The following is a 26,826-nucleotide window of genomic DNA, read 5'->3' on the forward strand; positions in this document are numbered from 1 at the left end:
TTCTACGCGACACGAGTAACAGCGACCTCGCCGAGCAAAAACACCTCACCCGTCAACAACCGCAGCTCGATCTCGCCGGCCGCGGTGCGGCTCCATTCGGCTCTGCCGTGATCGACCATCTCGCCAATGGCCGCCATCACCAGTAACTTCGAGCCCTCGGCGCGCCGGCTGCCGACAGCTTGGGTCCGGCTGGTCGCATCGGTGGTGGGAGACCTTGCCATCGCGCGCATTGCCGGTCCTCGTCAGGCCCGCATTGACCGGTTGGCATTGTCGGACGCCGCCTCACGCTCCAGCAGTGCGCGCTTGCGCTCAACGCCCCAGGCGTAGCCGGACAGGGCGCCATCCCTGCGGATCACGCGGTGGCAGGGAATGGCGACGGCATGATTGTTGGCGGCGCAGGCGGCGGCGATGGCGCGGGTTGCCTTCGGCGCACCGATGCGCTGCGCGATCTCGGCATAGGAAACCGTGCGGCCGACGGGGATGTCTTGTAAAGCCTGCCAGACACGCTGCTGGAAGGCGGTGCCGCGCACGTCGAGCGGCAAATCGAGACCGAGCGCCGGAACCTCGACGAAACCGACGACGCGGGCGACCAGCGCCTCGTAGTCGCGGTCGCCGCCGATCAGCCGTGCCCTGGGGAAACGGTCCTGCAGGTCGCGCACCAGCGCGTCGGGATCGTCGCCGAGCAGGATCGAGGCGACGCCCTTTTGGCTCGACGCGACCAGGATGGTGCCGAGCGAGGTCTCGCCGACGGCGAAGCGAATCTCTTCATCGGCGCCGCCGGCGCGATAGCGCGTCGGCGTCATGCCGAGCATGCCAGTGGATTTCTCATAAAAACGTCCGCTCGAATTGAAACCGGCATCGTAGATCGCCGTCGTCACGCTGGCGCCGTCTTCCAGCCCCTGGCGGACCCTGGCGGCGCGGTGCGCGGCGGCATAGTCCTTCGGTGTCAGCCCGGTGACCGCCTTGAAGATACGATGGAAGTAACCGGCGCTGCGGCCGGCGGCATCAGCCAGTTCAGCCAGCGACGGTTCTTCTTCGCCCTGCTCGATCCTGCGGCAGGCATCGGCGACCATCGCGGCATTACCGGCCTCGAGCGATGGGCCATCCGGGTTGCAGCGCCGGCACGGGCGAAAGCCGGTGGCCTTGGCCTGATCGAGCGTGTCGTGCAACTGCACATTTTTCGGATTGGCGCGCCGAGACGGGCAGGAAGGCCGGCAATAGACGCCGGTCGTCGCCACCGAATACCAGAACTCGCCGTCTGCCGATTTGTCGCGGGCGACAATGCGCGCCCAGCGCGGATCGTTGGCAACCGGCAGCGGCGTGGCTTTCAGATTCTTGGCCAGGGTGATGAACATGGCCGCATTGAAGCCGAGGGAAAACGGCCCGGCCACCCGTTTCCTGCAAAGAACACCCGGCTCTCCTAGGCCGCGCGCTTAGGCTCCACGGCGAACGGGCTGAGCCCGAGCCAGGTCTGCATCTTCCTGCCGATGGCCTGGTCGCCGGTCAGGGCAACCTTCGCACCGGCCTTCTCGACGGTCAGCAATCCCATCCAGATCGCCGTCATCGTGTGCAGGTCGGTCGAGACGTAGAGGTCGACGTCGAAACCCGGATCGTACCAGCACAGATCGACCTCGCCGTGCTTCTCGACGATCAGCCACCATGACCGTTTGGACGCCGGCAGGTCCTGATACAGAAATTGTATCACCGTGCGTCCCTCGGGCAGCGGCGAGGGGTTCAAATTGCGCCGCATGTCCCACATCAGCAATGACGGATCGAGGTTCTTGAGCGACAGCCGGGACTCGACCCATTTCTGCCCCCAGAAGCCCATCGCCTCGACGACCGGGCGCAAATCGCGGCCGGCCTCCGTCAGCCGATAATCGAAGATCCCCTTCTCGCCCCGGACCTCCCCGCGCTCGACGATCCCGGCGATCTCAAGCTCCTTCAGCCGTTGCGACAGAAGGGTTGGCGACATTTTGGGGACACCGCGGCGCAGGTCGTTGAAGCGGGTCGAACCCGCCACCAATTCGCGCATCAGCACCATCGTCCAGCGGGTGCACAGCACCTCCGCGGCCATCGATAGCGGGCAGAACTGTTTGTATCCGTGCTGGTTCATGATTGCGCCTCTCCCTCCAACCTGGCCGAACATTAGGCGCTCATGAATGAAGCGGCCAGTACGGAAACTGTACTGCCCCAGTACAGATCGCGGACTGGTTGGCGAGCGCCTTGCCATGCGAGCCCTTTGGCCGGTTGCACGGGATACCCTGTGCGCCGCAACCAGGAGACTACCATGACCGCTTACGTTATCGCAGACATCAAGATAAACGACCCGCAGTGGGTGCCGACCTACGCCGCATCGGTGCACGACCTCGTCCACAAGCATGGCGGCAGATATCTGTCGCGCAGCGGTAATGTGAAGACGCTTGAAGGCAAGCCGCTCGACACCACGCTGATCGCCCTGATGGCGTTCCCGTCGGAAGCGGCGGCCCGCGCCTTCGCCAACGATCCGGCCTATGCGCCCTTCGTTTCGGCCCGTCGGGGCGGTAGCGACAGCCGTTTCCAGATGATCGACAACACCGATCTGGCTGGAACGATCCCGTATCTGCCGAAGGGATGATCCTTCCCGGTAGCGTCACATCGATTTCGGGATCTCCAAGCAACAACAGTCACAGCGCTTGCCCGCCGGGCCTCCGTATTTTTCGGCGGCCGGCCAGCTGGGCTTTTTCAAGAAGAATGGAATGAAGATGATATCGAACTTTCACAATAAGCTTATCATGGCCGGGGCCATGCTGGCTGTCTGCACCACCTTCGCACAGGCGCATCAGGAAGCCGCCGCGCCGGTGGCCGGCCTCAATCCGCTGGCCGACAAGGTGCGGGCCGCCAACAGCCGGTTTCTCGACGTCAAGGCCGCTACATCAGAGGGCTATGCGCCCATTCCCTGCGCCAGCGGCATCACCGGCGGCGCCATGGGCATCCACTATGTCAACGGCGGATATCTGAAGGACGACAAGATCGATATCGCCCGGCCTGAGGCCGTGATGTACGAGCCGATGGCCGACGGCACGCTGCAACTGGTGGCGGTCGAATACATCACCTCGAAGGGGCCGGCGTCGCTGGACGGACAGCTGTTCAATTTCAACAGCGCGCCCAACCGCTATGGCCTGGGCGAATTCTACGAACTGCATGTCTGGGCCTGGAAGGGCAACCCGACCGGCACTTTCGCCGACATGAACCCGAAAGTGTCATGCGAACACACGATGGCGCCGAGCCAGTAAGCAATGAAGCCAGGCGGCGTCAATGCCGCCTGGTCGCCCTCCGTGACAGTTGGCAGCTCCGGCCCAGCGGCCGCTTTCGGCGAGGAAAAGCCGGGGAGGTGCGTGCCGCTGGCGCTCCTCGCGGCGTCAGGCAGGTACGGTCTTTATGCCGCTTGATCCGGGATCGCCAATCCCACCTCGGCGGTATCCCGGCTCGCTTGCGGCAAGACGAAGCGTCCCGTCACGTACCAGAGCAGGGACACCACGAGAATCGAGAGATAGCCATCCACGGCATAGTGCCAGCCGGTGTAAACCGAACCGAACAGGATGAAGGCCGCGAAGGACCAGCCGGCGGTTGCCCACCGGCGGCCGAATTGGGCCAGGAAGAATGCGTTGAGCGTGGCGATCGCAACATGCATGCTGGGCATGGCCGAGATGCCGCCGCCGAGTTCCGGGCGGCCACTCTGGTAGGCTGTAAACAGATAATCGGCGTACAGATGGACCGACGCGCCGTAGCCCTTCTGCGCCAGGGCGGCCTGCAGCGCGACAAACCGGTCGCCGCCGTAGATTTGGTCGTGGAATATCGGGCCGGCGGACGACAGCAGGGTCGCAAGAACGGTGCCGCACAGCATCGTGGTCAGCGCGAATGCCCATAGGTAGCGCAAACGCCCGACCGGATTGTTCCAGAAGGCGACGAAGAGCACGGCGCCGAACCATTGCAGAAGCCAGCCATAACCATAGCCGGCGAAAATGGCGACCGACACCGGTTCGGAAAAGATGCTGTGCGCCCATGTCCAGGGATCGGCGCCATGCAGCCGAAGATCGAGGTCCGCCAGGGCGCGGTCGGCGTAGAACGGCACCATGTCCGGGATGGCGACCTTCAAGGTGGTGAATGCGGTGACGCCGAGAAAGAACAAGAAGATGACGGGTGCGGCTGCAAGCCAGCGGTGCCTGAGTACGCCGAGGATGAACCTCGTCGGCGCATGCCGGGCAAATGCCAGCCCCGCCACACCAAGGCCCGCCGCCAGAAGCGCGGGCAGGAAAAAGGCGAACGGCTTGGCATAGGATTGCGCCAGATGCAGGTAGCGGTCCGGCTGCAGGCAAACAGCGGTCACGGCATAGGTCAGACACAAGGCAACCAGCAGCCAGCCGCTCCTGGTTGTCGCGATGTCGAGGTCAAGGATGGCAGCTGGGCGGCGATTGTTGCCGTGCTGACCTGTGTGCTCACTCATCGAAGGACATCCCGCCGTTGTCCAGAAAAATAATTGGATTATTTCGCAGGCGATATATTACCATCAGGTTACACTTGTGTGCGAATAGATCTCCAAATATTAGACCGATAGATGCCTGTTGGCAAAGAGTCTGTTTACGAAAGCGTTGCGCCGCCCTCTTTGTCTCTGCATGGGCTCATCGGCGCCGCCGATGATCCGGGATCATCGGATTGGCCGATGACCTGGAGCCATGACTAGGAAGATCCGGCCGATGCGAAACTCCGGTTCTTGCCGGCCAATCGAAGAGCAGAGGCGGCAGGCGGGGAGCCAACAAAGCAGCCCGCCATCGCCGCGGTAACTGTTTCTTCTCTGGTTTTGCCGCAGATTGCCCCGCGGTGGAGCAGGCGAAGCAGACGATGGCGCGTCAGGGCAAGAAAAGTCGCAATGGAACGTTCTGGGCCAAGGCCCTGGAGCGCGCCCATCTTGGCGTCTGGGACTGGGATCTTGTGACCGGCGACTGCTTCTATTCCGCGACCTGGGCGCGGATGCTGGGCTACGATGAGAGCGAACTTGCCGACACCAGCGACCTGTGGCTGCAACTGACCCATCCTGACGACCGCGAGCGGGCGCTGGCCAGCGGCGACCGCCACATTGCCGGCCTGACCGACACCATCGAGACCGAATTGCGGCTGAAGCACAAGCAGGGACACTGGGTGTGGGTGCTCGATCGCGGCGGCGTCGTCGAGCGCGACGCGATGGGAAAGCCGCTCAGGCTGATGGGTGTGCAGACCGACATCTCCAAGCAGAAAGCCGCAGAAGCCGAACTCGAGCAGGTCAATGTGCGCTTCCGCCTGGCGCTCGCCGCCAGCGGTACCGGCATCTGGCACCACGACCTCGCCACCGGCAAAAGCTATTGGGACGAACGCACCAGGGAGATTTTCGGACTTGTCTCCGACACCGCCGAAGTCGAGCGCGACCACTGGTTCGGCTATCTGCATCCGGACGACAAGGAGGCCGCGTCGCGCGCACATCTGGTGCCGCTCGAAACGGACAAGGTCACCGCGGTGCAATACCGCATCGTCCGACGCGACGGAGAGGTCCGGCACATAGAATCCCTGCTGCGTTTCATCGCCGACCCGCAAATCCCGGACCGCCGGCTGGCGGGGCAGATCCTGGGCACGGTGCGCGACATCACCGAAGACAAGCAGCGTGAGCAGGAACTTGCCTATGCGGCCCGCCACGATGCGCTCACCGGTCTCTGGAACCGTGCCGCGTTCGACCGGCTGCTGGCCGATCATATCGCGGCCGCGCAGCGGCTGCCGCTCTCCGTGTTCTATGTCGATCTCGACTACTTCAAGGCGCTCAATGATTTTGCCGGCCACGCGGCCGGCGACCTGGCACTGAAAAGCGTTGCCCAAGGCATTCTGGGCTGCCTTCCCCCGACGGCGCATGCCGCGCGCCTGGGCGGTGACGAGTTCGCGCTGCTGATGCCCAATTGCGATACGGCGCAGGCCGGGCGGCTGGCCGCCGCGGTACTTGCAGCGGTTCGCGATGCCGAACTAGGATCGACGGCCACGTCGCGCAAGCTGGCGGCCTCGATCGGCATCGCTTTCGTCGATGATGCAAACACGACGGTGGCCGACGCGCTGGCCTGCGCCGACGACGCCTGCTACGCGGCCAAGGCCGCCGGGCGAAACCGATTTGCCGTCTTCTCCACCGATACGGCATCGGGTTCGGGTGGCCTCAACGCGGCGCGCGTCGTCGCCGATACGGTCGATGCCATGGAAGACGGGAGGCTGAAGCTGTTTGGCCAGGAAATCCATCGGCTGGGCCGTCCCTGGCTGGAAAGCCGCCATGTCGAAGTGTTGGCCAGGCTCGCCGCCCGCAACGGCCGGCTGGTGCCGCCCGGCGAGTTCATTCCGGTGGCCGAGCGGTTCGGCATCGCGTCGCGGCTCGACCGCTGGATCATCCGCAACGCGCTGTCGCGGCATGGTGCCGCCTTGCGTTCGGGGGCGTTGACGCTTGGCTTCAATCTGTCGGCGCAGACGCTGAGCGACCCGCAGCTTTGGGACTTCGTGGACAACGTCATAGAAGAAACCGGGGCGCCGCATTCGGGCATCGGCTTCGAGATCACCGAAACCGCCGCCGTCACCAATTTCGACGCCGCCGAACAGTTTGTGCGCAAGGCGCGCGAGCGGCGCTGCCGGGTCAGCCTCGATGATTTCGGCGCTGGTATGAGCTCGTTCGAATATCTCCGGCGGTTCCCCGTCGACACGATCAAGATCGACGGCTCCTTCATCGAACACATCACGCAAAGCCGCTTTGACCGCGAGATCGTGCTGGCCATCACCAGCATTGCCCGCAGCCTTGGCTGCGACGTGGTCGGCGAGAAGATCGAACGGCAGGAAACGCTGGCCATGTTGAGCGACATGGGGGTCGCCTTCGGCCAGGGATTTTTGCTGCACCGGCCGGAGCCGCTGGAGCGGATTGTCGTGCGTGCGACCAAGGGAGCGGCGGCCCGCAAGGCATCGTGATCCGGGTGCGGCGAGTTTCAGGCCAGGCCGGACTGACCTGAAACTCGCCACAGTCTATCCGGTTCGCCGCGCCGTTGATTGCGGAAACTCCAGCACTCCAGCCTCGGGTCGCCTGTGCTGCGCCTCCGTCACCGCTTCGATCAACAGATCGAGCGCTTCACAGGCCGTGCGACTCGTCTCGTCGTTGCCTTGCAGATAATGATAGGCGCGTTCGAGGTGGATGCGGGCGGCTGAAAAATCGCTGGTCAATGGTCCCTCCATGATCCCGCCCTAGAAGACCTTGCCGGAGACGAGGGAACGCCGGGTAAATATCCACAAGCGGCTTTTATTCAAATGCCGCCGAATGTTGCGGGGAGGCGCGCTGCCGATCCCCCGTGTGGGGGAGATGTCCAGCAGGACAGAGGGGGCGCTGTCCCGCCGACCTGAACAATCAGATTTTCGACCTGTTTCGCAGCCTGCATTGATGAGATTGACGATCAGAGAGGCTTGCGATCTGTCACGCCTCCCTCTGCCCTGTCGGGCATCTCCCCCACACGAGATTGGCGGTTTCACCGCCGCATGATTAGACTGTCAATTCCTGCGCAAGGTGAGACCGATGATCGTCCAGGCCTGCATCAACGGCGCGCGTCCGCGCGATTTCCACCCGAAGCTGCCGCTGACTGCCGAGGCAATGGCCAGCGATGCGGCAGCCTGCGTCGCCGCTGGAGCGGCCGAACTGCACATCCATCCGCGCGGCACTGACGGGCGCGAAAGCCTGGCAGCCGTCGATGCCACCGTGCTGGCGGTGCGCCGGACCTGCCCGGGAACACTGGTTGGCGTGTCGACCGGCGCCTGGATCGAGGACGACGTCGAGCGGACCCGCACGGCGATCGCAGGCTGGCGAGGCCTGCCCGACTATGCCTCGGTCAACGTGTCCGAACCGGATGCGCCCGCCGTGATGGAACTGCTGCGCCAGCGTGGAGTCGGCATCGAGACGGGGCTTGCCGTCGTCGCCGATGCCGAGCGCTTCGTAGCGCTTGCCGGCCACGACCAGGTGCTGCGCATTTTGATCGAGATCGACATCCAGGACCTGTCCGCTGCACTCGACGAAGCGCATGGCATCGTCGCCGTGCTCGAGCGCGCCGGGGTACGGCGGCCGATCCTGCTGCATGGCGTCGATGCAACTGTCTGGCCCTTCATCAAGGTTGCGCATCGCAAGCGCTGGTCGACACGGGTCGGGCTGGAAGACGGCAAGACGCTCGCCGATGGAACTGTGGCGAAGGACAACGCGGCGATCGTCGCTGCCGCCGTGGCGATCTTTCGCGGCTAGTTTTCCAGAATGATCTGGATCGCCTTATCCACCACCGGATGCAAGCCGCTAGCCTGGAAGGACAGTCGGTTGCCGGAGCCGACATTGCTGGTCATGGCGATGGTCAGCTCTGAGATCGGGTCATGCAGCATGACGGCGACGTAGCCGGGGATACTGCCCTGGTGGCCGTAAAAGGCGCGGTTGGCGTAGGCGCTCTGGAACATGCCGGCGCCGGTCTCGCGCATGGGGGTGCCCGGAAAACTCGCTGGCACGCGGTGTTCGAACATCTCGGCGAAGAACGGCGGCGACAGCACTCTGCCGGAAAAGAGGCCGCGCATGAAGCTCACCATGTCGGACGGCGTCGACACCATGTCGCCGCAGCCATAGGCGGCGCCGAACGGGAAGGAATCGGAGGAATCCTGCAGCGCATCGGAGTAAGGCATCACGCCATCCATGCGCCACATCTCGCCGCCCGAGGCGATATCGGTGGGCGCATTCGCCGCCGGCGGCGGCCGGTGGTAATAGCCGCGCACCATTGACTTTTCCGGAAAGGCCTCGGTGGCCGGCGACCAGGTATTCTTGAGGCCGAGCGGCTGCAGCACTGCATTTCTGACATAGCCGCCCAGCGACTGGCCTGTCACCGCCTCGATCACCATGCCGGCCAGCACATAGCCGGTGTTGTTGTAGACGGCGGGTCCGCCCGGCGCCTTCTGCTTGTCGGAAGCGAAGGCGATGTCGACCAGTTGCCGCGGCGTCCATTGCCGGCTCGGATCCATCGGAATGTAATATTCGAACTCCGGCAGGCCGCTGCGGTGGTTGATCAACTGGCGCACCGAAATGTCTTTTGCTTCCGGCAGGTAGGGAAACCAGCCGGAGATCGGCGCTCCGAGATCGAGCTTGCCGTCCTGGGCGAGCTTGGCCAGGGCCGCGGCAACGAAGGTCTTGGTGCAGCTGCCGATCTTGAACAGGCGTTCAGGCGAGACGGCAATGCCATGCTCCCGGTCGGCGAGGCCGGCGGTCAGGCCGGTTGGTGCGGCGCCAATGGAGTATGCGAGTGATGCGCCTACTGCGCCATCGGTGAGATAGGTCTTGAGGAGGGCGTTCAGGTCTTCACACATGGATTCTGCTTTCGCCGCTAAATTGCTGGTTTCATAGATGTCGGTGCGTCCTCGGGCCGAGCCCGAGGGCAGGGTCGCCAAGCTTCACTCCGCCATATCGACGGCGGCAAAGTTCTGCCGGCCGAAGGGGTCGAGCACGTAGTTGAGCACGCTCTTGCGGATCGGGATCGCCACCACCGAATGGGCGATCGGCGCCACCGGCACCTCAACCTTCAGGATCGCTTGCGCCCTGGCATAGATGTCGGCGCGCTGTTTCGGATCGGCGGCGACGCGGCCGTCCTGCAGCAGCTTCTCGAAGGCCGGATCGCACCAGCGCGAGCGGTTGGAGCCGCCCTTCACGCCGTCGCAGGAAAGCAGGTAGCTCAGCATGTTGTCGGGGTCGCCATTGTCGCTGCTGCCGCCGAGCAGGTAGGCGTCCTGTTCGCCCGCCGCGGTGCGCTTGAGATATTCGCCCCATTCAAAGCTGACGATCTCGGCCTTGACGCCGACTTTCGCCCAGTCGGCCTGGATCATCTCGGCCATGCGCTTGGCATTGGGATTGTACGGCCGCGATACCGGCATCGCCCACAGGCTGATTTTCAGGTCGCTCTCGTGGCCGGCTTCCTTCAGCAGCGCCTTCGCGCCATCCGGGTCATAGTCGATGCCGGCATCGGTGACGGCGCCGATCTGCGCCGGCGGCACGACGCTGCCGGCGACCGTGCCGGCGCCGGCATAGACGGCGTCGACGATCGCCTTGCGGTCGACGGCCTTGGCCAGCGCCATGCGCACGCGCACATCGCCGAGCGGCTGATGTTCGACATTGAAGCCGAGAATGCCAATGTTCTGGCCCTTGAGGTCGAGCACGGTGATGTCGGGATCGGTGCGCAAATCGGCGACGGCGCTTGGCGGGGGCGGGGCGGCGACCTGGCACTCATTGGCCTTGAGACGCTCGACGCGCGTGGTCGGTTCGGGCGTAACGGCGAAGACCAGAGTGTCGATCTTCGGCGCGCCGCGCCAATAATCCTTGTTGGCGGCGTAGCGGATCTGGCTGTCGGGGACATAGGCCTGCAGCACGAACGGGCCGGTGCCCACGGGCTCGCTATCGATCAGTTCCGGCGTGCCGGCGGCGACCATCTTTTCGGTCTGCTCCAGGGACAGGATGGAGAGATAGTCGAGCGCAATGCCGGGCAGGAAGGTGACATTGGCAGCCGTCAGCGTGAAGCGCACGGTGTGGTCGTCGACCTTGTCGATCTTGTCGATCAGCGTGCCCATGCCCAGTGCGTTGAAATACTCGTAAGCGCCGCCGCCGAGCTTGTGGTAGGGATTGCTGGCGTCGCGCTGGCGGTTGAAGGTGTACAGCACGTCGTCGGCATTGAACTCGCGCGACGGTGTAAAGTGGTCGTTCGACTGGAATTTCACGCCGTGGCGTAGGTGGAATGTGTAGATCTTGCCTTCGGCTGAGACCTCCCAGCTTTCGGCCAGCGCCGGCCCGACCTCGGTCGTGCCAGGCTTGAACTCGACCAGCCGGTTGAAGATCGTCTTGGCGGCGGCATCCATGGTGGAGTCCGCCGTGCCGATCGCCGGGTTGAAGGTCTCGGGATTGGCTTCCGAGCAATAGACCAGGGTTTTGGCGTAGGCCTGTCCGCCGAGAAGGACGGATGAGGCCAGCAGGGACGAGGTAAGCACTGCGCGCAGAACGGATTTCATCGCAAACGCTCCTGATGACACTTTACGGGTTGAGGGAAGGGCAGGCCGGTGAAGTTCATGGCGTCGCCGCCGGGGTGATGAAACGGTTGGGCGCAAGCGCGGCGGACGTGATACCGCGTGCCGTGAGATCGTCCGGCAGCGGCTGGCCGCGCAGCAGCACTGAGCCCAGCCGCGCCAGCGTCAGCGACACCTGGAAACCGTAGCCGCCCTGGCCGCCAAGCCAGAAGAAGCCGGGCAGGCGAGGGTCGAAGCCGATGACCGGCGTGCGGTCAGGCGAAAAGGTGCGCAGGCCCGCCCAGGGCGTCGACGGACGGCCGATGCGCAGCGACGTCGCCTGTTCGATGCGGTCGACGGCGATCGCGACGTCGATGTCTTCCGGATAGGCGTCGCAGGGTTCGGAATCGGTCTCGTCGGCCAGCGAGCCGATCAGCCTGCCGGCATCGGGCTTGAAGTAGAATTGTTCATGCAAATCGACCACCAGCGGCCAGGCGCTGATGTCCGTGCCGGCGGGCGGATCGAACAGGAAGGCGGTGCGGCGCTTGGGCCGGAAGCCGAGACCGGAGAGACCGGCCAGCCCGGCGACGACATCGACCCAGGCGCCAGCGGCGTCGACGACGATGTCGGCCTGGTAGGCGCCGACACTGGTGGTGACGCTGAAGCCGTTTGCGAAGCGGGAAATCTCCAGCACTTCCTCGCCGGTGCGGATCACGCCGCCGCCGGCCTTGAGCGCGGAGGCTGAAGCAGCAAGCATCTTTCCCGTGTCGACATCGAGCGCGCCGGGTTCATGCACGCCGCCGCAGGTGGTTGCCGTGGCGATGACCGGCACCAGCGCGGTGACTTCTGTTGCTGACAGGCGGCGCACGCTCGGCACCAGCGCCTGCATCTCGGCCGCCATGCGGTCGACGGCTGCACTGTCTTCGACACCGCCGACATGCAAGGCGCCGCGCCGGTGGGCGGCGAAGCCGCCATCGATGATCGCCTGCCGGCTGGCCAGCGACAGCGCCCGCACCAGTGCATTGCCATAGGTTTCTGAAAACAGCGCCGCCGAGCGGCCGCTGGCGTGATAGCCGAGATGCGGCTCGCGCTCGAGCACTGTGACCTCGGCCCAGGGCTGCACGGCAGCCGCCAGCGAAAGGCCGGCAATGCCGCCGCCGATGACGACGATTTTTTGGAGAGACTTGGACTGCATGCCCTAGGGGTAGAAATAATTTCGTATCCAGTCAATATTTAGCGTATAAGAAAATTGTTGGTGTTGTTGATGGCGGCAGAGAGTTGGACTACCTAGGGTGGACTGGCGGCTCGATGGGCCGCGCAACGGAGCTGACGATGTCGGAGCAACCGAACCTCGGTGATTGTCTGCGCGGCTTGAGGAAAACGCATGGCTGGACCTTGCAGGAGGTCAGCACGCTGACCGGCGTCGCGGTGTCGACGCTGTCCAAAGTCGAGAACGACCAGATGTCGCTGAGCTACGACAAGCTGCTGCAGATCTGCGAGGGGCTGAACATCCATGTCACCGAGCTGCTCAGCGGCGACCGCAAGCAGCCGGCCGCGCGCACCCGTCGTTCGGTGACTTCGCAGTCCAACACGCTGCGCCAGCTGACCCGCAACTACGACTACCGCTATCTGGCCACCGATCTGGTGCGCAAGCGCATGGTGCCGATCCACGCCTATGCACGCGCCCGCACGCCGCAGGAATTCGGCCCGCTGACCAGGCATGCCGGCGAGGAATTTTTGATCGTGCTCAAGGGCGAGATCGAACTGCACACCGACCAGTACGCGCCGGTGCGGCTGAAACAGGGCGACAGCGTCTACATCGATTCCACCATGGGTCATGCCTACCTCTCGGTCGGCGAGGGCGACGCCGAGATGCTGTGCGTCTGCTCCGGCGACGAGCCTGATATGGAAGGCACGCTGCTGAGCGTGCTGGAGACGGTGGAGGGGTAGGGACTAACATTCTCGATGGCTGCGCCGCCCCTCATCTGGCTGCCGCCATCTTCTCCCCCCACGAGGGCAGGGCTATCGCATATGGAATTCCTGAGATGTCTGCCCGGCACGGACCCCCACCCCTAACCCCTCCCCACAAGGGGGAGGGAGACTTCCGTTGGCACTGACCCGGGAGAATCGCCTGTCTTTTCGGCGCCAAGAAGAATTAAAGGCACGCGGCAGCGTTCCCTCCCCCTTGTGGGGAGGGTTAGGGTGGGGGTTCTTCCTCGCAAGAATCCATATGCGATAGCCCTGCTGTAAACGGGGAGAAGGACGATCCTATTGACGGGCGGCGCTGGCTTCGACAATTGAGCCCCCACTACATCGCAACCACACGCCCCATTCCCCGCCGAACCGCCTCGCGATAGGCGAGATCGGCCGCCACCATGTCCTCCATAGCAACGCCCATGGCCTTGTAGACGGTGACCTGATCGGCGCTAACCCGTCCCGGCCGCCGCCCGAGCAGCATGTCGCCGAGCTCGGTTCCGGTTTGCGGATCGAGGTCAGCGAGTTCGCAGGAGCCGACCGGCGTCGGGGCAAAGGCCTCCCTGGTCTCGACGAACAGGCTGGCCCTGCCGATAAGCTCGACCGGCAGTTCGCCGCCGGGCGGGGCGACGCCGACCGATGAGATGTGAGTGCCGGGCCGCACCCAGTCGGCCGAGATCACCGGCGCATAGGAATGCGTTGCCAGGCAGACGACGTCGGACGAACGCACCGCGGCCTCGATATCGGCGACGGCGACGACGCCGGGATGCTGCGCGGCAAGCGCCTGCGCATCGGCGAATTCCTTCGAGACGACGCGGATCTCGGTGAAGTCGCGCACCAGCGGCAGAAGATTGAGATGCTGGCCGGCCTGCACACCGGCGCCGACCACCGTCGCGACCTTGGCGTCGCGGCGGGCGAGTTCACGCACCGAGAGCACGGCGGAGCCGGAGGTGCGCACGGCGGTGATGTAGGTGCCGTCCATGACGCAGACCGGCATGCCGGTCTGCGGATCGAACAGATGGATGGTGGCGAGGTGGCTGGGGATGCCTCTGGCGACGTTGCCCTCGAAGACGTTGACGATCTTCACCGTCAGATGCATGCCTGCCATCCATGCCGACATCGCCAGCGAATAGCCGACCTGCGGAATGTCGAGCTGCGGCCGTGCCGGATTGACCACCTTGCCGCCGGACAAGGCGTTGAAGCCGCCGGCGAGCACGTCGAGAAGCTGGCGCAGGTCGATGCAGGTTTTCACCTCTGCCTCGCTCAGGATGAGCACCGGCGTGTCACCCTTGGCCTGGGCGCTGCGGGAGGTCGATATCGCTGATGTCATGGAATCCGCTTTCGTTATGGGTTGCACGACAACGGTATTGCGATCTATCAGCGTGATGAAATATGCTGTTTTCGTTATTTTGGCGTGACTATCACGCGTGCCCGGCTCACAAAGCGTGAATCCTGAAATGGACGATCTCGACCGTATCGACCGCTCGCTGCTGCGTTTGTTGCAGGAGGACGGCCGCCGCACGACGCTCGATCTGGCGCGGCGGGTCGGCCTGTCGCCGACCGGGGCGACGCAGCGCGTCAAGCGGCTGTTCGCCGAAGGCTTCATCCGCGCCGTGCGCGCGGTGCTCGATCCTGCTCGGATCGGGCAGGCGCAGCTCGTCTTCATCGAGGTGCGGCTCGACCACACGGCGCCGCATGTCTTCGACCGCTTCGCCGAGGCGGTGTTGCGGGCGCCCGAGATCATCGAGTGCCACATGGTCGTCGGCGGCTTCGACTATCTGGTCAAGGCGCGCATCGCCGACATGGCGATGTTCCAGGATTTCCTGCAGCGGGTCATCCTGCCGCTGCCCGGGGTGCGGGAGACACACACCTACGCTTCGATCGCCAATGTGAAGCCCGACGCCTTGCTGCCGATCTAGAGCGGCGGCCTTTCTCCCGCATCCAGCAACCATTGCCGCACGGCTTGCGTAGGCTCGGGGTGGCGCTGTTTTCTCGGCATCACGACATAAAAATCCTGCGTGCCGCGCATTTCGCCGCTGACGGGCTGAACCAGGCGGCCCGTGGCGAGATCAGCGGCTACGAGGAAGCGGCTGGCGAGCGCAATGCCCTGGCCGGCGACGGCCGCGTCGATGGCGAGGCCCGTCTGGTTGAAGCGCATCCGTTTCAATTCGGTCGTCATCTTCAGGCCGACCGCTTTCTCCATGAATTCCGGCCACAGATTGTGGGCATCGTGCAGCAGCACATGGTGCTGGATTTCGGAGGCTGCGATTTCAGTAACATCTTCCGGCAGCAAGGCCGGGCTGCAGACGGCGACGATCTGCTGGGGAAACAGCAGGTCGACGATCAGCCCAGCGCCGAAGGGCGGGCGGCCTTGCCTGACCGCGATGTCGACGCCATCGGCCTGAAAGCTCGACAGGCTCTCGCTGGCCAGCACGCGCAAATCGACCAGCGGATTGTGCGCGACGAAGTCGTGCAGCCTCGGGATCAGCCATTTGGTGGCGAAGCTAGGCGTCACGCTGATCGTCAGCCGTGCCGGTTCGGGGCGCAACAGCAGCGTCGCCTCCGAGATCAGGTCGAAGGCGCGGCGGATGTTGGGGACATAGGCGCGGCCCTCATCGGTCAGCGCCAGGCCGCGCGGCAGCCGCTCGAACAGCTTTGTGCCGAGATCGGCTTCCAGCCCGCGAATGTGCTGGGCGACCGCCCCTTGCGTGACATTGAGCTCTTCGGCGGCGATGCGGAAGTTGAGATGACGCGCCGAGGCTTCGAAGGCGCGCAGCGCATTCAATGGCGGCAGGCTGAGGAAGGCTTCGGGCATGCAGGAGTTTTTCTACAGGTTGATTTCAAGCATTCTGGTTCGAACCGGTGTGGAAAACCAGCTATATCGACGTTCAACTCCCGAAAACACCGTTTGCGGTGCCCGCCAACCCTGAGAGGAAAATCCGATGAGTGTAGAAAAAGTAGCTGTGGTGGTGGCCGGCGGCAGCGGCATGGGTGCGGCGGCGGCCAAGCGGCTGGCGGCGGACGGCTTCAAGGTCGCCATCCTTTCGTCTTCCGGAAAAGGCGAGGCGCTGGCTGGGGAATTGGGCGGGCTCGGCGTCACCGGCTCCAACCAATCCAATGAAGATTTACAGCGCCTCGTCGACCTGACGCTGGAGCGCTTTGGCCGCATCGACGTGCTGGTCAACAGCGGCGGCCACGGGCCGCGCGCGCCGATCCTCGAAATCACCGACGAGCAATGGCACACCGGCATGGATGTCTATCTGCTGAACGTCATCCGTCCGGTGCGCATCGTGGCGCCGCAGATGGTCAAGCAGAAGGGCGGCGCCATCATCAACATCTCGACCGCCTGGGTGGTCGAGCCGAGCCCGATGTTCCCGACGTCCGCCGTGTTCCGCGCCGGGCTTGCCGCCTACACCAAGATCTTCGCCAACACCTATGCCGCTGACAATGTACGCATGAACAATGTGCTGCCCGGCTGGATCGACAGCCTGCCGGCCACCGAGGAGCGCCGCGACAGCGTGCCGATGCAGCGCTACGGCACCTCGGAAGAGATCGCCGCGACCATCGCCTTCCTGGCTTCGGAAGGCGCCGGCTATATCACCGGCCAGAACATCCGGGTCGACGGCGGCATTATCCGCGCTATTTGAGGGCGTCGATCGGGAGGGGGACTCCGGCATCTCACCCCAAGGAGCAAAGAATGCGGCTTTTGATACTCGGCACCGGCTGGATGGCGCAGGAACATGCGCGGCGCTTCATCGCCATCGACGGCGTCGACATTGTCGGCGCGGTCGATGTCGATCCGGCCCGGGTCGGCGAGTTCGCCGACAGCTTTGACATTCCCAACCGCTTTACCGCGCTGGATGAGGCGCTGGCATGGGGCGAGTTCGACGCGGTGGCCAATGTCACGCCCGACCGCATCCATCACCCGACCACCATGACGCTGATCGCCGCCGGCAAGCCGGTGTTGTGCGAGAAGCCGCTGGCCGAAAACTTCGGCAAGGCGACCGAGATGGCCGACGCCGCCGAGGCCGCCGGCATCGTCAACATGGTGAACCTGACCTATCGCAACGTCGCCGCGCTGCAGAAGGCTCGCCAGATGGTGCAGGCGGGCGAGATCGGCATGGTCAGGCATGTCGAGGCGTCCTATCTGCAAAGTTGGCTGGTGTCGAAATTCTGGGGCGACTGGCGCACCGATCCGAAATGGCTGTGGCGCCTGTCGCGCGGCCACGGCTCGAATGGCGTGCTTGGCGATGTCGGCATCCACATCCTCGATTTCGCCAGCTATGGCGCCGCGGTCGACATCGACCATGTCTTCTGCCGGCTGCGCGCCTTCGACAAGGCGCCCGGCAACCGCATCGGCGACTACGGGCTCGACGCCAATGACAGCTTCGCCATGACGCTGGACTTTTCCAACGGCGCCTTCGGCGTGGTGCATGCCAGCCGCTGGGCAACAGGCCATCTCAACGAGCTGCGTCTGCGCATCTATGGCGAGAAGGGGGGCATCGAAGTGGTGCACAATCTCGATGGGTCGACGCTCAAGGCCTGCCTCGGCGAAAACGTCGAGAACGCCATATGGGAAGAGCTCGACGCCGGCACGGTGCCGACCAACTACCAGCGTTTCACTGACGCGGTGCGATCCGGCGTGCAAGCCGAACCGTCCTTCCGCCATGCCGCCGAATTGCAGAAGGTGCTGGATCTGGCAGTGGTATCGGACGAGAAGCGCGCGGAGCTGCGGGCGAGTGCGGAAACGCGGTGAGCTGGGGCGAAGCGGCGGAGAGCGCGGGGCGCCAGCGGTCGAGATAGCACTGCCGCCAACTTCGGATTGGAGGCTGCACCAGTCAGGGGCCGGTCACGAGCGAAAAAACCAGTTTCTGCAAATTGCCGCCACTGCCGAATTCGACGCGGTCGAAATCGCGGCTTGCCTGCACCCGCGCCTTCGAGATCGCGTCGAGCCGCTTGACCACCTCGGCCCTGGTCTTGCTGCATTTGGGATCTTCGGCGACGGTCAGGCCGTCCGTAGCGGCTTGGATATCGTGGACCATCTGGACCATGCTGGCGCCATGCACCTTCTCATGGGCGGCGACGCCGGCGATGAAGGTTTCCCAGTTCTTCTGGACGGCGGGGGGCAGGGAGCCGGAGGGTCTTGGCAGAGTGTAGGTGACGATCAGCTTCGGCCGCCCGGCCGTCAGCACGCAGTCCTTGCCCCTGGGCTTGTAGTCCCTTAGCCCCCAGGTCAGCTTGAAATTGGTGTAGGCGATGGCACGGGCAATGCCGAGCTTTGGCCCTTTCTCGCCGATCGAGCGGTAGAGTTCGGCGCCGGACTGGCCCGAGATCGCGTAGGGCTCGATCTTCTCGACCGGCTTCCACTCGGCATGAGCGGTGAGCGGCGAGGCCAGCAGGGCGGCAAAGGACAGACACAGGCGAACGCAGGCTCTCAATCCAACTCTCCGCGAAACAGGACCGGCTGCCGCAAGGGCAATGCCATCGGATCGCTTTTCCTATATGCTGCCGACGGGCGCTGCAAATGCCTTGGAGGCAGTCAATTGGGGGGAGTCATGAGAGCTGGACATCTCGTCGTCGTCGGTGCGGTTGCGGTCCTGCAGGCCGCGCAGCCGGCGTTTGCCGCGTCGTGCAACGGCTGGAGTGCGAAGATGGAGGAAGACGAGGGCGGCAGCGTGCTGACGGCTTCGGTCTGCGGCGGGCCGAAAGGCGATGCGCATCTGATGCTCACCTGTTTCGACACGCCGGTGCTGAGCTACGATCTCGGTGCCACCGGCCAGCAGCTGGAACCTGGCATCAGCGGTTCGTTCGCGTTCAAGGCCGACGGCAAGACGGTGACCAGGACGCTGCAGCTGGAGGCCATGTACAATTACTTCGTGGTCAACCTGGCGAAAGCCGATCCGCTGCTCGACCTGTTGCGCGGGAAGGGCGATGTCAGCGTCAGTGCGGCCAAATATGGCGAGATCAGCTTTCCACTGAAGGGGTCGAGCGCGGCCATCGGCAAGGTGCTGGCGCAGTGCGGCAAGGCCGGGCCAGCGGATGGGGATTGAGGGGCTCTAGAGTTCGATGCCGGCGCAGGAATGAGGCGGTTCTCGTTGGCTCACCGGGCTTGCTGCCGAACCACCCCACCCAGTCGCGCCGTCGCGGCCATCAGCTCCTCATCCGAAAACCCCGAAAAACCCAGCACCAGACCTTGCCGGGGCGCCCCGCCGATGAACATCGAGGACAAGGCCCTGGCGCCGACACCCGCCGCCTTCGCCGCCTCGACGATCGCGGTGTCAGGACCGGCGCGCTTCAGCGTCGCCATCAGATGCAACCCCTGTTCGGGCACGGTTACTTCGAGGGCATCGCCGCAATGCGCCTCGAGGCCGGCGACCAGCACGTCGCGCGCGGCCTGGACGCGGCGGCGCACGCGCCTGAGATGGGCGGCGAAATGGCCTTCGTTCAACAGGTCGGTCAGCGCGCCTTCGGCCAGCGTCGAGGGGAAGCGGTCGGAGCGCGCCCTGACCGCCATCACGGCATCGAGCAGCGCTTCGGGCACCACGACATAGCCGATGCGCAGGCCGGGGAAGAGGATTTTCGAGAAGGTGCCGAGATAGGCGACACGGCCTGAACCGTCCATGCCCTGCAGCGAGGTCAGCGGTGGGCCGGCATAGCGGAACTCGCTGTCGTAGTCGTCCTCGATGATCCAGGCATCGTTGCGCCGCGCCCAGTCGAGCAAAGCGAGACGGCGGCGCATCGTCATCGTCACGCCGAGCGGATATTGATGCGAGGGCGTGACATAGGCCGCGCGCGCCTTGGAGCACAGGCTTTCGCCGATCTCGGGATCGAGCCCTTCCGCGTCGACCGGTACCCCGAAAACCCTGGCGCCGCTGCCGGCCAGCACGGCCTGCGCCATCGGGTAACAGGGGTTTTCGATCCAGACGGCATCGCCGGGGCTGAGCGCGGCACGCACCAGAAGATCCAGCCCCTGCTGCGTGCCCGAAGTCAGCACGATCTGGCCGGCGTCGCAGCGCACGCCGCGTGCGGTCCTGAGATAAGTTGCAATTGCCGTGCGCAGCGGCAGGCCGCCGCGCGGGTCGCCATAGCGAAAATGCTCCGGTCCGGGGCGGGTGAGGTGACGCGACAACAGGATGCGAAACATATCGAGCGTGCGCGGATCCGACACCGCCACGCCAAGGCCGCAAGGCAGCGAGGTCGCCGCGTCGATCTCCGGCGGACGCGGCTTGACCAGTGCTGTCGGCAGATGCGGCACGTCAGGCGCGACGAAGGTGCCGGCGCCGACCTTGGCAACCGCAAACCCCTCCGAGATCAGGATTTCGAAACAGGCAACCGCCGCCGAACGCGACAGGCCGAAGCGCTGTGCGAGATCCCGGGTGGTCGGCAGTTTCGCCCCGGCGGCCAGCGCGCCGGTCTCGATCAGCCGCCGCAGCGCCGCATATAGTTCACGGCTGCGCGGGCCGTCGCCCGGCAGGACCGGGATCAGCGCCGACCAATCCGGAAAATTGGTCTGGTTTTTCTTCATCAGATTGGTTCTTTTATCAACCAATGTCATGGCGCATGGTTGGCAGACAACAACCAAGGATGCAAGCCGTGAACGATACGCCAGCCAGCTTTCCGACCACCAGCCGCAACCGCGTCAAGCGCCTGCACGAGCGCGGCAGCTACGACCATGCGGCAGTCTTCGCGGTGCTGGATGCCGGGCTGCTGTGCCATGTCGCCTATACGTTCGACAGCCAGCCCTATTGCACGCCGACTATCCACTGGCGCGAGGACGACATGCTCTACTGGCACGGCTCGTCGGCCAGCCGCATGCTGCGCAATCTGCGCGGCGGCACGCCGGCGTGTCTGACGGTGTCGCATCTCGACGGGCTGGTGCTGGCGCGCTCGGGCTTCAACCATTCCGCCAATTACCGCTCGGCGATGTGTTTCGGCACGGCGCGGATCATCGATGAGCCTGAAGAGAAACTGAAGGCGCTGGCCGGCGTCGTCGACCGCTTCTACCCCGGCCGGAGCGAGACCCTGCGGCCGATCTCGGTGCAGGAGGCCAAGGCGACGACGGTGATCGGCATGCGCATCGAAGAAGCGTCGTCGAAGGTGCGCGCCAAGGGCGTCGCCGACGACGAGGAGGATTACGGGCATCCGGTGTGGGCCGGCGTCATCCCGGTGCGGATGGTGGTCGGCGCCGCCGAGCCGTGTCCGAGGCTGCTGCCTGGGACGGTGCGGCCGCAAAACCTGGCTAGATATGCCGAGGGTGCGAGGCTCGATGAGGCGGTGACGCGGGCGCAGCGAGCGTATGAGGGCAAAGTTTAGCCAGCGCCGGGAGTGTATTAAAATCTTGCCGCTGCCGCCGCCTCGCGATATCTCGACACAATGATCACCTTCCGCCGTGCGCAGGCCTCCGACCTGCCTGATATCGTCGCGATGCTGGCCGACGATCCGCTTGGCGCCGGCCGCGAGGACGCCTCCTTGCCGCTGGCACAAGGCTATATCGACGCTTTCAACGCCGATCCCAATCAGTTGCTGGTGGTGGCCGTGGATGGCGGCGAGGTGATCGGCACCTTGCAGATATCTTTCCTTGCGGGCCTGTCGCGCAAGGGCGCGTGGCGCGGGCAGATCGAGGCGGTTCGGGTTGCCGGCCACCGACGCTCGGGGGGCGTCGGCAGGCTGATGATCGAATGGGCGATCGACGCGTGCCGGGCGCGGGGCTGCAGCCTTGTCCAGTTAACCACCGACAAGGGGCGGGCGGACGCGCACCGCTTTTACGAAAGCCTCGGCTTTACCGGTAGCCATCTCGGCTACAAGAAGAGCCTATAGGCGGGCGGAACCACTGCACACTTTTGTGGAACGGCTCGCGGCGTTCGAGCATCGCGCCACCGCTGGCGCATTCGGGAAATCGTTCAGGCATACTTCAACTCGCGACCAACAGGGGATATAGGTCAGTCAAGTTGACCTATATTGCAGCGTCTGGGGAGGCGTGTCGTGACCCTTATGAATCTGTTGGCCTCGCGCTCGTCGCGCATGAAAGCGTCCGAAATCCGCGAGCTCCTGAAGCTGCTCGACCAGCCAGACATAATCTCGTTCGCCGGCGGTATTCCCGATCCCGCGCTGTTCCCGGCCGAGGCGATCCGCGACGCCTATGCTTCGGTGCTGAGCGGCGCCGAGGCGGGTGCGGCACTGCAGTACCAGGTCTCGGAAGGCCATCTGCCGCTGCGGCGCTGGCTGGCCGGGCAGATGGGCAAGCTTGGCGTCGCCTGTGACGAGGCCAATCTCTTCATCACCTCCGGCTCGCAGCAGGCGCTGGACTATCTCGGCAAACTGTTCCTGTCGCCGGGCGATACCGCGCTGGTGACGTGGCCGACCTATCTGGGCGCGCTGCAGGCTTTCAACGCCTATGAGCCTCGCTACGACCGGCTGACCCCGGCCGGCGGCAACATGACGCCCGATGCCTATCGCGCGGCGGCGGCTGCAAATGGCGGCAAGGCCAAATTCGCCTATCTGGTGCCGGATTTCGCCAACCCGACCGGCAACACGCTGAACCGTGAGCAGCGCGAGGCGGTGCTCGACCTCGCCGGCGAACTCGACATCGCCGTCATCGAGGATGCCGCCTATCGCGCGCTGCGCTATGACGGCGAAGGCGAGCCGCCGATCCTGGCGCTCGACTGCATCAGGTCCGGCGGTATCGACAAGGCGCGCACGCTCTATTGCGGCTCGTTCTCGAAGATCCTGTCGCCGGGCATGCGGGTCGGTTGGGTGTGCGCGCCGCGCCAAATCGTCGAGAAGCTGGTGCTGATGAAGCAGGCCTCCGACCTGCACAGCCCGTCGATCAACCAGGTGGTGATGCATCGCGTCGCCGAAGCCGTGTTCGACGGCCAGGTAGAAAAACTCATCGGCGCCTATCGCGAGCGCCGCGACGGGCTGCTCTCTGCACTGGAAGCCCACATGCCGGAAGGCGTGACCTGGAGCCATCCGGAAGGCGGCATGTTCGTCTGGGTGACGCTGCCGGAAGGGGCCGACGCCACCGAGCTTCTGGCGCGGGCGGTCAAGGAGGCGCGGGTGGCCTTCGTGCCGGGCAGCGCGTTTTATGCCGACGGCACCGGGCGCAACACGCTGCGGCTGTCCTTCACGCTCGCCGACCGGCGCGCGGTGAGCGAAGGCATTCCCAGGCTAGCCGCCATCCTGAAGGGATAGGCCGGCGCCGGAAGCCGGCTTTGCCTCCGCCATTACAGTCACCAGCCGCTCAAGCTTTGAAAGCCTGGTGCGAGCGAGCTTGCGGACCGGCTTTTCGAAACCTTCTTCGCCGTTTTCGACGACGAAGACCAACGTCATGAAATCGAGCATGAACTCATCTATGGCTGCCGCGACCTCGCGCGACCTGCCCTTGAACCGGCGCAGCAGAGCGGTTGCTTCCTCGATATCGTCGACACCGGCGCTGTCGACAAGCGCTTCGAGCCTCTGAAAACAATCCAATCGCAATTCCTCCCACCGCGCCACCAAACCCGGTTGCGAGCGGAAAGTTCCAAACTGAGAGTGGTCTCGCGAAAGAAATCGCCTCCACCGCTCGAATTCCGCGGTTTCGACCGGCCATCGGCAATTTTTTTGTTCGGGTGGAACCTCCGCGGCCAACAAAGGTTCTTACTAGGTCTGATCCCCCCTCAGACCTCTGAAGGCTAGACATGCTTTCCAAAGGCCCGCTGGATCCCCTCCCAGCGGGCCTTTTGTTTGCTGGACGGAAGGAGTATCCGCATTGACGACGCCCTGTCCGAACCTAAATTCGAACCCACACGAGGAGGCGTTTTCATGGAAACCCAGGAATTGCATCGCGGCCGGCTCATCGACCACATCCAACTGGTGGTCGGGGACCTTGCGGCCAGCCGGCGTTTCTACGAGGCGGTCCTGCAGGCGCTCGATGTCCCGATTGGCGGCAGCGGCGCCGACTTTTTCTGGGCCGACGAGCTGTTTGTCTCCACTGCCGACAGCCGGGCCGCACAGGGAAAACTCACCGGCCGCCATCACCTGGCTTTCCAGGCAAGGGATCACGCCATGGTCGATGTCTTCTACAAGGCCGGGCTTGCGGCTGGCGGCACGGACAATGGCGCACCGGGCGAACGGCCCTATCACCCCGGCTATTACGCCGCCTTCCTGCTCGATCCCGATGGCAACAACATCGAGGCCGTCCATCACGGCCCCCATAGTCGCAGCGCCGCTTCGGTGAAGATCACCTTCTAAGCTGCCGATATTCAGCCGGCCGGGATCGCGGGCGCATGGGGCGATGCTGGAGAGAGAGGCTGCTTTGCGTTGCCAGATTGGTGGCCACGATGCTAACCGTGCAAATGGCGAGCGGGAATCGGATCGAAGCAACGCGCGCTGCAAAATCCTCAATAAAACTCCCCTTACCCCCGTGGAGATATATTTTTTATGCAAAACCCAACAAGGGCGATCTGTGCCGCCACGCTTTTATTTGCGATCGGGGCCGGTGGCCTCACAAGTATATCACCTTTTGCTTATGTTTCATCGGCGCAGGCGCAGGAGGAATATCTTCCGACCCAGAAGGATTTTGTCGGTAAATGGAAACTGAACGGTGGGGCCATCCGGCCGCCGCGCGATATGAAGGATGCGCCGACACCGGAACAGGAAGCGGCCGCCAATGAATTCCAGCAGACGGTGACCGCGTTTTACGGGGCGTTCGACTATCTGGAGATCACGGCGGACGGCCGCTACAATTTTCATCAGCCGGGTGATCCGACGTCGGGGCCTTGCGTCTGGTGCGGAGCCTGGTCCTTCAGCAAGAGTTCGGCGTGGCTCAAGCTGGAGACCGCGCCCCGGCTGGATATCTACGCCAAGGACGGCGACATGCAGATGACCTACACTGTCGAACCCGACGAAAAATCGAAATATGCATGGCTGGTTTTCGGTTGGACGAAGGCCGAGTAGGCGGCGGCGCACGGCTCGCCAAACGGGCCTAAGCGGCTTTTCATCCATCTCGTATCCTCGTATACAAGATGGACCAGCCCCCCGAGGAGTCCGCATGAGCCCATTGCCTGAAACCGTGCCGTTTTTCAGCCAGTGGGAGACGCCCGACCTGACGCTGGACGTGCTCGCCGACGGCGCGGATGTTGCGCTCAGGCGCGATCCGCTGTGGAGGCGATCCGGGGCGGAAACCCTTGATGAGTATGCGGTCTGGGCGGCCAACATCTGCGGCATGGCGTGCCTGAAGATGATCCTGGCAAGCCGCGGCGAGATCGTGCCGACGATCGAGCTTGCCAGGCGCTGCACCTTATATGGCGGCTATGTCGTCAACGGGGGATCGATCAAGGGGCTGGTCTACGCGCCCTTCGTCAGCTTCGTGAAAGAGGTTTTTGGACTCCGGGCCGAGGTGGTGACCAATGTCGCGACGGCGGAGATTCCGGCGATCATGCAGCGGACGCGCTTCTTCATCGCGTCGGTCAGCAGTTCGATCCGCTGGCCCGAGCGCGAGCCGCCCTCGAAGGGCGGTCATCTGGTGCTGGTCACGGCGGCATCCAACCAGGGTTTCCGCTTCCACAACCCGTCCGGCCATGACCCCGCCACACAGGCAGACGCAGTGTTGGCGCCAGCCGATTTCGATCGCTTCTTCGCCAATCGCGGCATTGCCGTCGCCATTTGATTTTTTGACAGTCGAGGGATTTCGATGACCGGTAAGGCAAGAGTGGCCATCCTCTATGGCGGGCGTTCGGCCGAGCATGACGTGTCGCGCCTGTCGGCCGCCAATGTGCTGAAGGCGATCGACCGGACGCGCTACGACATCGTGCCGATCGCTATTTCGCGAAGCGGCAGATGGCTGCTGCAACAACTTGATGACGCGGCAGGGGCGCCGGCATCCGAAGACGGCCCGGAGGTTGCATTGTTGCCCGGCGGCAAGGGCCGGCTGGCTGCCGTGTCGCCGGACGGTACGCGGCCTGACCTGCCCCCCATCGACGTCGTGTTCCCGGTGCTGCACGGGCCGTTCGGCGAGGACGGCTCGGTGCAGGGCTATGCCGAGGTCGCCGATGTCGCCTATGTCGGCTGCGGCATCCTCGCCTCGGCCGCCGCCATGGACAAGGATGTCGCCAAGCGGCTGATGCGCGAGGCGGGATTGGCGGTTGCCCGCTCCGTCACCGTGCATCGAAACGGCAAGCATTCCTTCCAGGAGATTGCCGGGATGCTCGGCCTGCCGTTCTTCGCCAAGCCGGCGCGCCAGGGCTCGTCCTTCGGGGTCAGCAAGGTGAATGACAGGGACGGCTTCGAGCAGGCCATCGACACGGCTTTCCGCTACGACGGCAAAGTGTTGATCGAGGAATTCGTCGAGGGTCGCGAGATCGAGTTCTCGGTGCTGGAGCGCGCCGACGGGTCGCTGACGGTGTCGCTGCCCGGCGAGATCATTCCGGCCGGCAAGCATGGCTTCTACACCTATGAGGCCAAATATCTCGATGCCGACGGCGCGCTGGTCAAGGTGCCCGCCGATATCCCGGCCGATGTGGCCGAGAAGGCCAGGGATATGGCGCGGCGGGCATTCCAGGCGCTTGGCTGCGAAGCCATGGCGCGCGTCGATTTCTTTCTGCGCGCCGATGGCAGCCTGCTCGTCAACGAGGTCAACACCATTCCCGGATTCACCGACATCTCGATGTACGCCAAGGCGCTGGCGGCATCAGGCATCGGCTACAGCCAAACCATCGACGTGCTGATCGAGCACGCGCTGGCCAGGCATGCGGCGCGCTGATCCGAACGAGCGAGCCTGACTTCCATTCCGCG

29 protein-coding genes are annotated in these 26,826 nt (G+C 64.4%); 16 read left to right on the forward strand and 13 right to left on the reverse strand.

Annotation, left to right across the window (positions count from 1 at the left end; translation table 11 throughout):
- Positions 1-2: 2 nt before the first annotated feature.
- The 3 genes from NKJ04_RS07750 to NKJ04_RS07760 all read right to left on the reverse strand — a co-directional run bounded on the left by NKJ04_RS07750 (position 3) and on the right by NKJ04_RS07760 (position 2,113).
- On the reverse strand, positions 3-221 hold the full coding sequence (locus NKJ04_RS07750) for a hypothetical protein (RefSeq protein WP_352674203.1): 219 nt from the start codon (positions 219-221) through the stop codon (positions 3-5).
- 21 nt (positions 222-242) lie between these two features.
- Entirely contained in the window at positions 243-1,355 is a 1,113-nt protein-coding gene (gene ada / locus NKJ04_RS07755) for a bifunctional DNA-binding transcriptional regulator/O6-methylguanine-DNA methyltransferase Ada (protein ID WP_352674332.1), read from the reverse strand.
- Positions 1,356-1,420: 65 nt separating this feature from the next.
- Positions 1,421-2,113, reverse strand: coding sequence for a winged helix-turn-helix transcriptional regulator (locus NKJ04_RS07760; protein WP_127297522.1), 693 nt, complete (start codon positions 2,111-2,113; stop codon positions 1,421-1,423).
- Positions 2,114-2,287: 174 nt separating this feature from the next.
- Between NKJ04_RS07760 and NKJ04_RS07765 the strand changes: the two genes are divergently transcribed.
- Entirely contained in the window at positions 2,288-2,614 is a 327-nt protein-coding gene (locus tag NKJ04_RS07765) for a DUF1330 domain-containing protein (RefSeq protein ID WP_352674205.1), read from the forward strand.
- Between the two features lie 157 nt (positions 2,615-2,771).
- On the forward strand, positions 2,772-3,272 hold the full coding sequence (locus tag NKJ04_RS07770) for a hypothetical protein (RefSeq protein ID WP_502897893.1): 501 nt from the start codon (positions 2,772-2,774) through the stop codon (positions 3,270-3,272).
- Positions 3,273-3,415: 143 nt separating this feature from the next.
- On the opposite strand, the gene NKJ04_RS07775 is transcribed toward NKJ04_RS07770, so the two are convergent.
- Complete coding sequence (locus NKJ04_RS07775) at positions 3,416-4,483, reverse strand: phosphatase PAP2 family protein (RefSeq protein ID WP_352674207.1); 1,068 nt, start codon at positions 4,481-4,483, stop codon at positions 3,416-3,418.
- Positions 4,484-4,878: 395 nt separating this feature from the next.
- Here NKJ04_RS07775 and NKJ04_RS07780 point away from each other — a divergent pair, with 395 nt between their 5' ends.
- A complete protein-coding gene (locus tag NKJ04_RS07780; protein WP_352674208.1) occupies positions 4,879-6,996 on the forward strand; it encodes an EAL domain-containing protein in 2,118 nt (705 codons plus the stop codon).
- A gap of 54 nt (positions 6,997-7,050) precedes the next feature.
- On the opposite strand, the gene NKJ04_RS07785 is transcribed toward NKJ04_RS07780, so the two are convergent.
- The gene (locus tag NKJ04_RS07785; RefSeq protein ID WP_023813860.1) at positions 7,051-7,245 is read right to left on the reverse strand and encodes a hypothetical protein; all 195 of its coding nucleotides are present in this window, start codon (positions 7,243-7,245) and stop codon (positions 7,051-7,053) included.
- A gap of 346 nt (positions 7,246-7,591) precedes the next feature.
- Here NKJ04_RS07785 and NKJ04_RS07790 point away from each other — a divergent pair, with 346 nt between their 5' ends.
- Complete coding sequence (locus NKJ04_RS07790) at positions 7,592-8,305, forward strand: 3-keto-5-aminohexanoate cleavage protein (protein WP_128306021.1); 714 nt, start codon at positions 7,592-7,594, stop codon at positions 8,303-8,305.
- Here the strand turns inward: NKJ04_RS07790 and NKJ04_RS07795 are convergent.
- The 3 genes from NKJ04_RS07795 to NKJ04_RS07805 form a co-directional block, all read right to left on the reverse strand.
- A complete protein-coding gene (locus NKJ04_RS07795; protein WP_352674209.1) occupies positions 8,302-9,402 on the reverse strand; it encodes a serine hydrolase domain-containing protein in 1,101 nt (366 codons plus the stop codon). The two genes, NKJ04_RS07790 and NKJ04_RS07795, sit on opposite strands and share 4 nt — an antisense overlap.
- Positions 9,403-9,486: 84 nt before the next feature.
- Positions 9,487-11,088, reverse strand: a complete 1,602-nt coding sequence (locus NKJ04_RS07800) for an ABC transporter substrate-binding protein (protein WP_352674210.1) — start codon at positions 11,086-11,088, stop codon at positions 9,487-9,489.
- Between the two features lie 55 nt (positions 11,089-11,143).
- A complete protein-coding gene (locus tag NKJ04_RS07805) occupies positions 11,144-12,277 on the reverse strand; it encodes an NAD(P)/FAD-dependent oxidoreductase (RefSeq protein WP_352674211.1) in 1,134 nt (377 codons plus the stop codon).
- A gap of 137 nt (positions 12,278-12,414) precedes the next feature.
- On the opposite strand from NKJ04_RS07805, the gene NKJ04_RS07810 reads away from it, so the two are divergent.
- Positions 12,415-13,032 carry a helix-turn-helix domain-containing protein gene (locus NKJ04_RS07810; protein ID WP_128306018.1) on the forward strand — a complete coding sequence of 206 codons (618 nt, stop codon included), beginning with the start codon at positions 12,415-12,417 and terminating at the stop codon, positions 13,030-13,032.
- A gap of 358 nt (positions 13,033-13,390) precedes the next feature.
- On the opposite strand, the gene NKJ04_RS07815 is transcribed toward NKJ04_RS07810, so the two are convergent.
- Positions 13,391-14,386, reverse strand: coding sequence for an ornithine cyclodeaminase family protein (locus tag NKJ04_RS07815; RefSeq protein WP_352674213.1), 996 nt, complete (start codon positions 14,384-14,386; stop codon positions 13,391-13,393).
- Between the two features lie 127 nt (positions 14,387-14,513).
- On the opposite strand from NKJ04_RS07815, the gene NKJ04_RS07820 reads away from it, so the two are divergent.
- On the forward strand, positions 14,514-14,975 hold the full coding sequence (locus NKJ04_RS07820; RefSeq protein WP_023813853.1) for an Lrp/AsnC ligand binding domain-containing protein: 462 nt from the start codon (positions 14,514-14,516) through the stop codon (positions 14,973-14,975).
- Here NKJ04_RS07820 and NKJ04_RS07825 read toward each other — a convergent pair.
- Complete coding sequence (locus NKJ04_RS07825; protein ID WP_352674214.1) at positions 14,972-15,871, reverse strand: LysR substrate-binding domain-containing protein; 900 nt, start codon at positions 15,869-15,871, stop codon at positions 14,972-14,974. The genes NKJ04_RS07820 and NKJ04_RS07825 overlap by 4 nt on opposite strands.
- 127 nt (positions 15,872-15,998) lie before the next feature.
- On the opposite strand from NKJ04_RS07825, the gene NKJ04_RS07830 reads away from it, so the two are divergent.
- Together NKJ04_RS07830 and NKJ04_RS07835 are read left to right on the forward strand one after the other, a co-directional pair.
- A complete protein-coding gene (locus NKJ04_RS07830; protein WP_023813851.1) occupies positions 15,999-16,703 on the forward strand; it encodes an SDR family oxidoreductase in 705 nt (234 codons plus the stop codon).
- 50 nt (positions 16,704-16,753) lie between these two features.
- Positions 16,754-17,812, forward strand: coding sequence for a Gfo/Idh/MocA family protein (locus tag NKJ04_RS07835; protein WP_352674215.1), 1,059 nt, complete (start codon positions 16,754-16,756; stop codon positions 17,810-17,812).
- 82 nt (positions 17,813-17,894) lie between these two features.
- Here the strand turns inward: NKJ04_RS07835 and NKJ04_RS07840 are convergent, their stop codons facing one another.
- Entirely contained in the window at positions 17,895-18,494 is a 600-nt protein-coding gene (locus NKJ04_RS07840) for a DUF922 domain-containing Zn-dependent protease (protein ID WP_352674217.1), read from the reverse strand.
- 117 nt (positions 18,495-18,611) lie between these two features.
- Here NKJ04_RS07840 and NKJ04_RS07845 point away from each other — a divergent pair, with 117 nt between their 5' ends.
- The gene (locus NKJ04_RS07845; protein WP_352674218.1) at positions 18,612-19,106 is read left to right on the forward strand and encodes a hypothetical protein; all 495 of its coding nucleotides are present in this window, start codon (positions 18,612-18,614) and stop codon (positions 19,104-19,106) included.
- Positions 19,107-19,156: 50 nt separating this feature from the next.
- On the opposite strand, the gene pdxR is transcribed toward NKJ04_RS07845, so the two are convergent.
- Positions 19,157-20,581, reverse strand: a complete 1,425-nt coding sequence (pdxR, locus tag NKJ04_RS07850; protein WP_352674220.1) for a MocR-like pyridoxine biosynthesis transcription factor PdxR — start codon at positions 20,579-20,581, stop codon at positions 19,157-19,159.
- 35 nt (positions 20,582-20,616) lie between these two features.
- On the opposite strand from pdxR, the gene NKJ04_RS07855 reads away from it, so the two are divergent.
- The 3 genes from NKJ04_RS07855 to NKJ04_RS07865 all read left to right on the forward strand — a co-directional run bounded on the left by NKJ04_RS07855 (position 20,617) and on the right by NKJ04_RS07865 (position 23,247).
- On the forward strand, positions 20,617-21,369 hold the full coding sequence (locus NKJ04_RS07855) for a pyridoxamine 5'-phosphate oxidase family protein (protein WP_352554528.1): 753 nt from the start codon (positions 20,617-20,619) through the stop codon (positions 21,367-21,369).
- Positions 21,370-21,429: 60 nt separating this feature from the next.
- The gene (locus tag NKJ04_RS07860; RefSeq protein WP_352674222.1) at positions 21,430-21,873 is read left to right on the forward strand and encodes a GNAT family N-acetyltransferase; all 444 of its coding nucleotides are present in this window, start codon (positions 21,430-21,432) and stop codon (positions 21,871-21,873) included.
- A gap of 174 nt (positions 21,874-22,047) precedes the next feature.
- Positions 22,048-23,247 (forward strand): aminotransferase-like domain-containing protein, encoded by a 1,200-nt coding sequence (locus NKJ04_RS07865; RefSeq protein WP_352674334.1) that lies wholly within the window; start codon positions 22,048-22,050, stop codon positions 23,245-23,247.
- Here the strand turns inward: NKJ04_RS07865 and NKJ04_RS07870 are convergent.
- Complete coding sequence (locus NKJ04_RS07870) at positions 23,224-23,526, reverse strand: hypothetical protein (RefSeq protein WP_245273301.1); 303 nt, start codon at positions 23,524-23,526, stop codon at positions 23,224-23,226. The two genes, NKJ04_RS07865 and NKJ04_RS07870, sit on opposite strands and share 24 nt — an antisense overlap.
- Positions 23,527-23,856: 330 nt before the next feature.
- Here NKJ04_RS07870 and NKJ04_RS07875 point away from each other — a divergent pair, with 330 nt between their 5' ends.
- The 4 genes from NKJ04_RS07875 to NKJ04_RS07890 all read left to right on the forward strand — a co-directional run bounded on the left by NKJ04_RS07875 (position 23,857) and on the right by NKJ04_RS07890 (position 26,794).
- Positions 23,857-24,285, forward strand: coding sequence for a VOC family protein (locus NKJ04_RS07875; protein WP_128304593.1), 429 nt, complete (start codon positions 23,857-23,859; stop codon positions 24,283-24,285).
- Positions 24,286-24,474: 189 nt separating this feature from the next.
- Positions 24,475-24,990, forward strand: coding sequence for a hypothetical protein (locus NKJ04_RS07880; RefSeq protein ID WP_352674224.1), 516 nt, complete (start codon positions 24,475-24,477; stop codon positions 24,988-24,990).
- A gap of 94 nt (positions 24,991-25,084) precedes the next feature.
- Positions 25,085-25,702 (forward strand): cysteine peptidase family C39 domain-containing protein, encoded by a 618-nt coding sequence (locus tag NKJ04_RS07885; RefSeq protein ID WP_352441254.1) that lies wholly within the window; start codon positions 25,085-25,087, stop codon positions 25,700-25,702.
- A 24-nt stretch (positions 25,703-25,726) separates the two neighbouring features.
- Positions 25,727-26,794: a D-alanine--D-alanine ligase family protein gene (locus NKJ04_RS07890; protein WP_352441253.1), complete on the forward strand. Its 1,068-nt coding sequence runs from the start codon at positions 25,727-25,729 to the stop codon at positions 26,792-26,794.
- The last annotated feature ends 32 nt before the right edge of the window (positions 26,795-26,826 follow it).

This window comes from Mesorhizobium sp. M0618 (assembly GCF_040320765.1).
In the GTDB taxonomy this organism is placed as follows: Bacteria; Pseudomonadota; Alphaproteobacteria; order Rhizobiales; family Rhizobiaceae; genus Mesorhizobium.

What these genes read in the sequence shown, in the direction of transcription:
- NKJ04_RS07750 (WP_352674203.1), bottom strand. Translation starts at nt 221, where the DNA reads ATGGCAAGGTCTCCCACCACCGATGCGACCAGCCGGACCCAAGCTGTC.
- ada (WP_352674332.1), bottom strand. Translation starts at nt 1,355, where the DNA reads ATGTTCATCACCCTGGCCAAGAATCTGAAAGCCACGCCGCTGCCGGTT.
- NKJ04_RS07760 (WP_127297522.1), bottom strand. Translation starts at nt 2,113, where the DNA reads ATGAACCAGCACGGATACAAACAGTTCTGCCCGCTATCGATGGCCGCG.
- NKJ04_RS07765 (WP_352674205.1), top strand. Translation starts at nt 2,288, where the DNA reads ATGACCGCTTACGTTATCGCAGACATCAAGATAAACGACCCGCAGTGG.
- NKJ04_RS07770 (WP_502897893.1), top strand. Translation starts at nt 2,772, where the DNA reads ATGGCCGGGGCCATGCTGGCTGTCTGCACCACCTTCGCACAGGCGCAT.
- NKJ04_RS07775 (WP_352674207.1), bottom strand. Translation starts at nt 4,483, where the DNA reads ATGAGTGAGCACACAGGTCAGCACGGCAACAATCGCCGCCCAGCTGCC.
- NKJ04_RS07780 (WP_352674208.1), top strand. Translation starts at nt 4,879, where the DNA reads ATGGCGCGTCAGGGCAAGAAAAGTCGCAATGGAACGTTCTGGGCCAAG.
- NKJ04_RS07790 (WP_128306021.1), top strand. Translation starts at nt 7,592, where the DNA reads ATGATCGTCCAGGCCTGCATCAACGGCGCGCGTCCGCGCGATTTCCAC.
- NKJ04_RS07795 (WP_352674209.1), bottom strand. Translation starts at nt 9,402, where the DNA reads ATGTGTGAAGACCTGAACGCCCTCCTCAAGACCTATCTCACCGATGGC.
- NKJ04_RS07800 (WP_352674210.1), bottom strand. Translation starts at nt 11,088, where the DNA reads ATGAAATCCGTTCTGCGCGCAGTGCTTACCTCGTCCCTGCTGGCCTCA.
- NKJ04_RS07805 (WP_352674211.1), bottom strand. Translation starts at nt 12,277, where the DNA reads ATGCAGTCCAAGTCTCTCCAAAAAATCGTCGTCATCGGCGGCGGCATT.
- NKJ04_RS07810 (WP_128306018.1), top strand. Translation starts at nt 12,415, where the DNA reads ATGTCGGAGCAACCGAACCTCGGTGATTGTCTGCGCGGCTTGAGGAAA.
- NKJ04_RS07815 (WP_352674213.1), bottom strand. Translation starts at nt 14,386, where the DNA reads ATGACATCAGCGATATCGACCTCCCGCAGCGCCCAGGCCAAGGGTGAC.
- NKJ04_RS07820 (WP_023813853.1), top strand. Translation starts at nt 14,514, where the DNA reads ATGGACGATCTCGACCGTATCGACCGCTCGCTGCTGCGTTTGTTGCAG.
- NKJ04_RS07825 (WP_352674214.1), bottom strand. Translation starts at nt 15,871, where the DNA reads ATGCCCGAAGCCTTCCTCAGCCTGCCGCCATTGAATGCGCTGCGCGCC.
- NKJ04_RS07830 (WP_023813851.1), top strand. Translation starts at nt 15,999, where the DNA reads ATGAGTGTAGAAAAAGTAGCTGTGGTGGTGGCCGGCGGCAGCGGCATG.
- NKJ04_RS07835 (WP_352674215.1), top strand. Translation starts at nt 16,754, where the DNA reads ATGCGGCTTTTGATACTCGGCACCGGCTGGATGGCGCAGGAACATGCG.
- NKJ04_RS07845 (WP_352674218.1), top strand. Translation starts at nt 18,612, where the DNA reads ATGAGAGCTGGACATCTCGTCGTCGTCGGTGCGGTTGCGGTCCTGCAG.
- pdxR (WP_352674220.1), bottom strand. Translation starts at nt 20,581, where the DNA reads ATGAAGAAAAACCAGACCAATTTTCCGGATTGGTCGGCGCTGATCCCG.
- NKJ04_RS07855 (WP_352554528.1), top strand. Translation starts at nt 20,617, where the DNA reads ATGGTTGGCAGACAACAACCAAGGATGCAAGCCGTGAACGATACGCCA.
- NKJ04_RS07860 (WP_352674222.1), top strand. Translation starts at nt 21,430, where the DNA reads ATGATCACCTTCCGCCGTGCGCAGGCCTCCGACCTGCCTGATATCGTC.
- NKJ04_RS07865 (WP_352674334.1), top strand. Translation starts at nt 22,048, where the DNA reads ATGAATCTGTTGGCCTCGCGCTCGTCGCGCATGAAAGCGTCCGAAATC.
- NKJ04_RS07875 (WP_128304593.1), top strand. Translation starts at nt 23,857, where the DNA reads ATGGAAACCCAGGAATTGCATCGCGGCCGGCTCATCGACCACATCCAA.
- NKJ04_RS07880 (WP_352674224.1), top strand. Translation starts at nt 24,475, where the DNA reads ATGCAAAACCCAACAAGGGCGATCTGTGCCGCCACGCTTTTATTTGCG.
- NKJ04_RS07885 (WP_352441254.1), top strand. Translation starts at nt 25,085, where the DNA reads ATGAGCCCATTGCCTGAAACCGTGCCGTTTTTCAGCCAGTGGGAGACG.
- NKJ04_RS07890 (WP_352441253.1), top strand. Translation starts at nt 25,727, where the DNA reads ATGACCGGTAAGGCAAGAGTGGCCATCCTCTATGGCGGGCGTTCGGCC.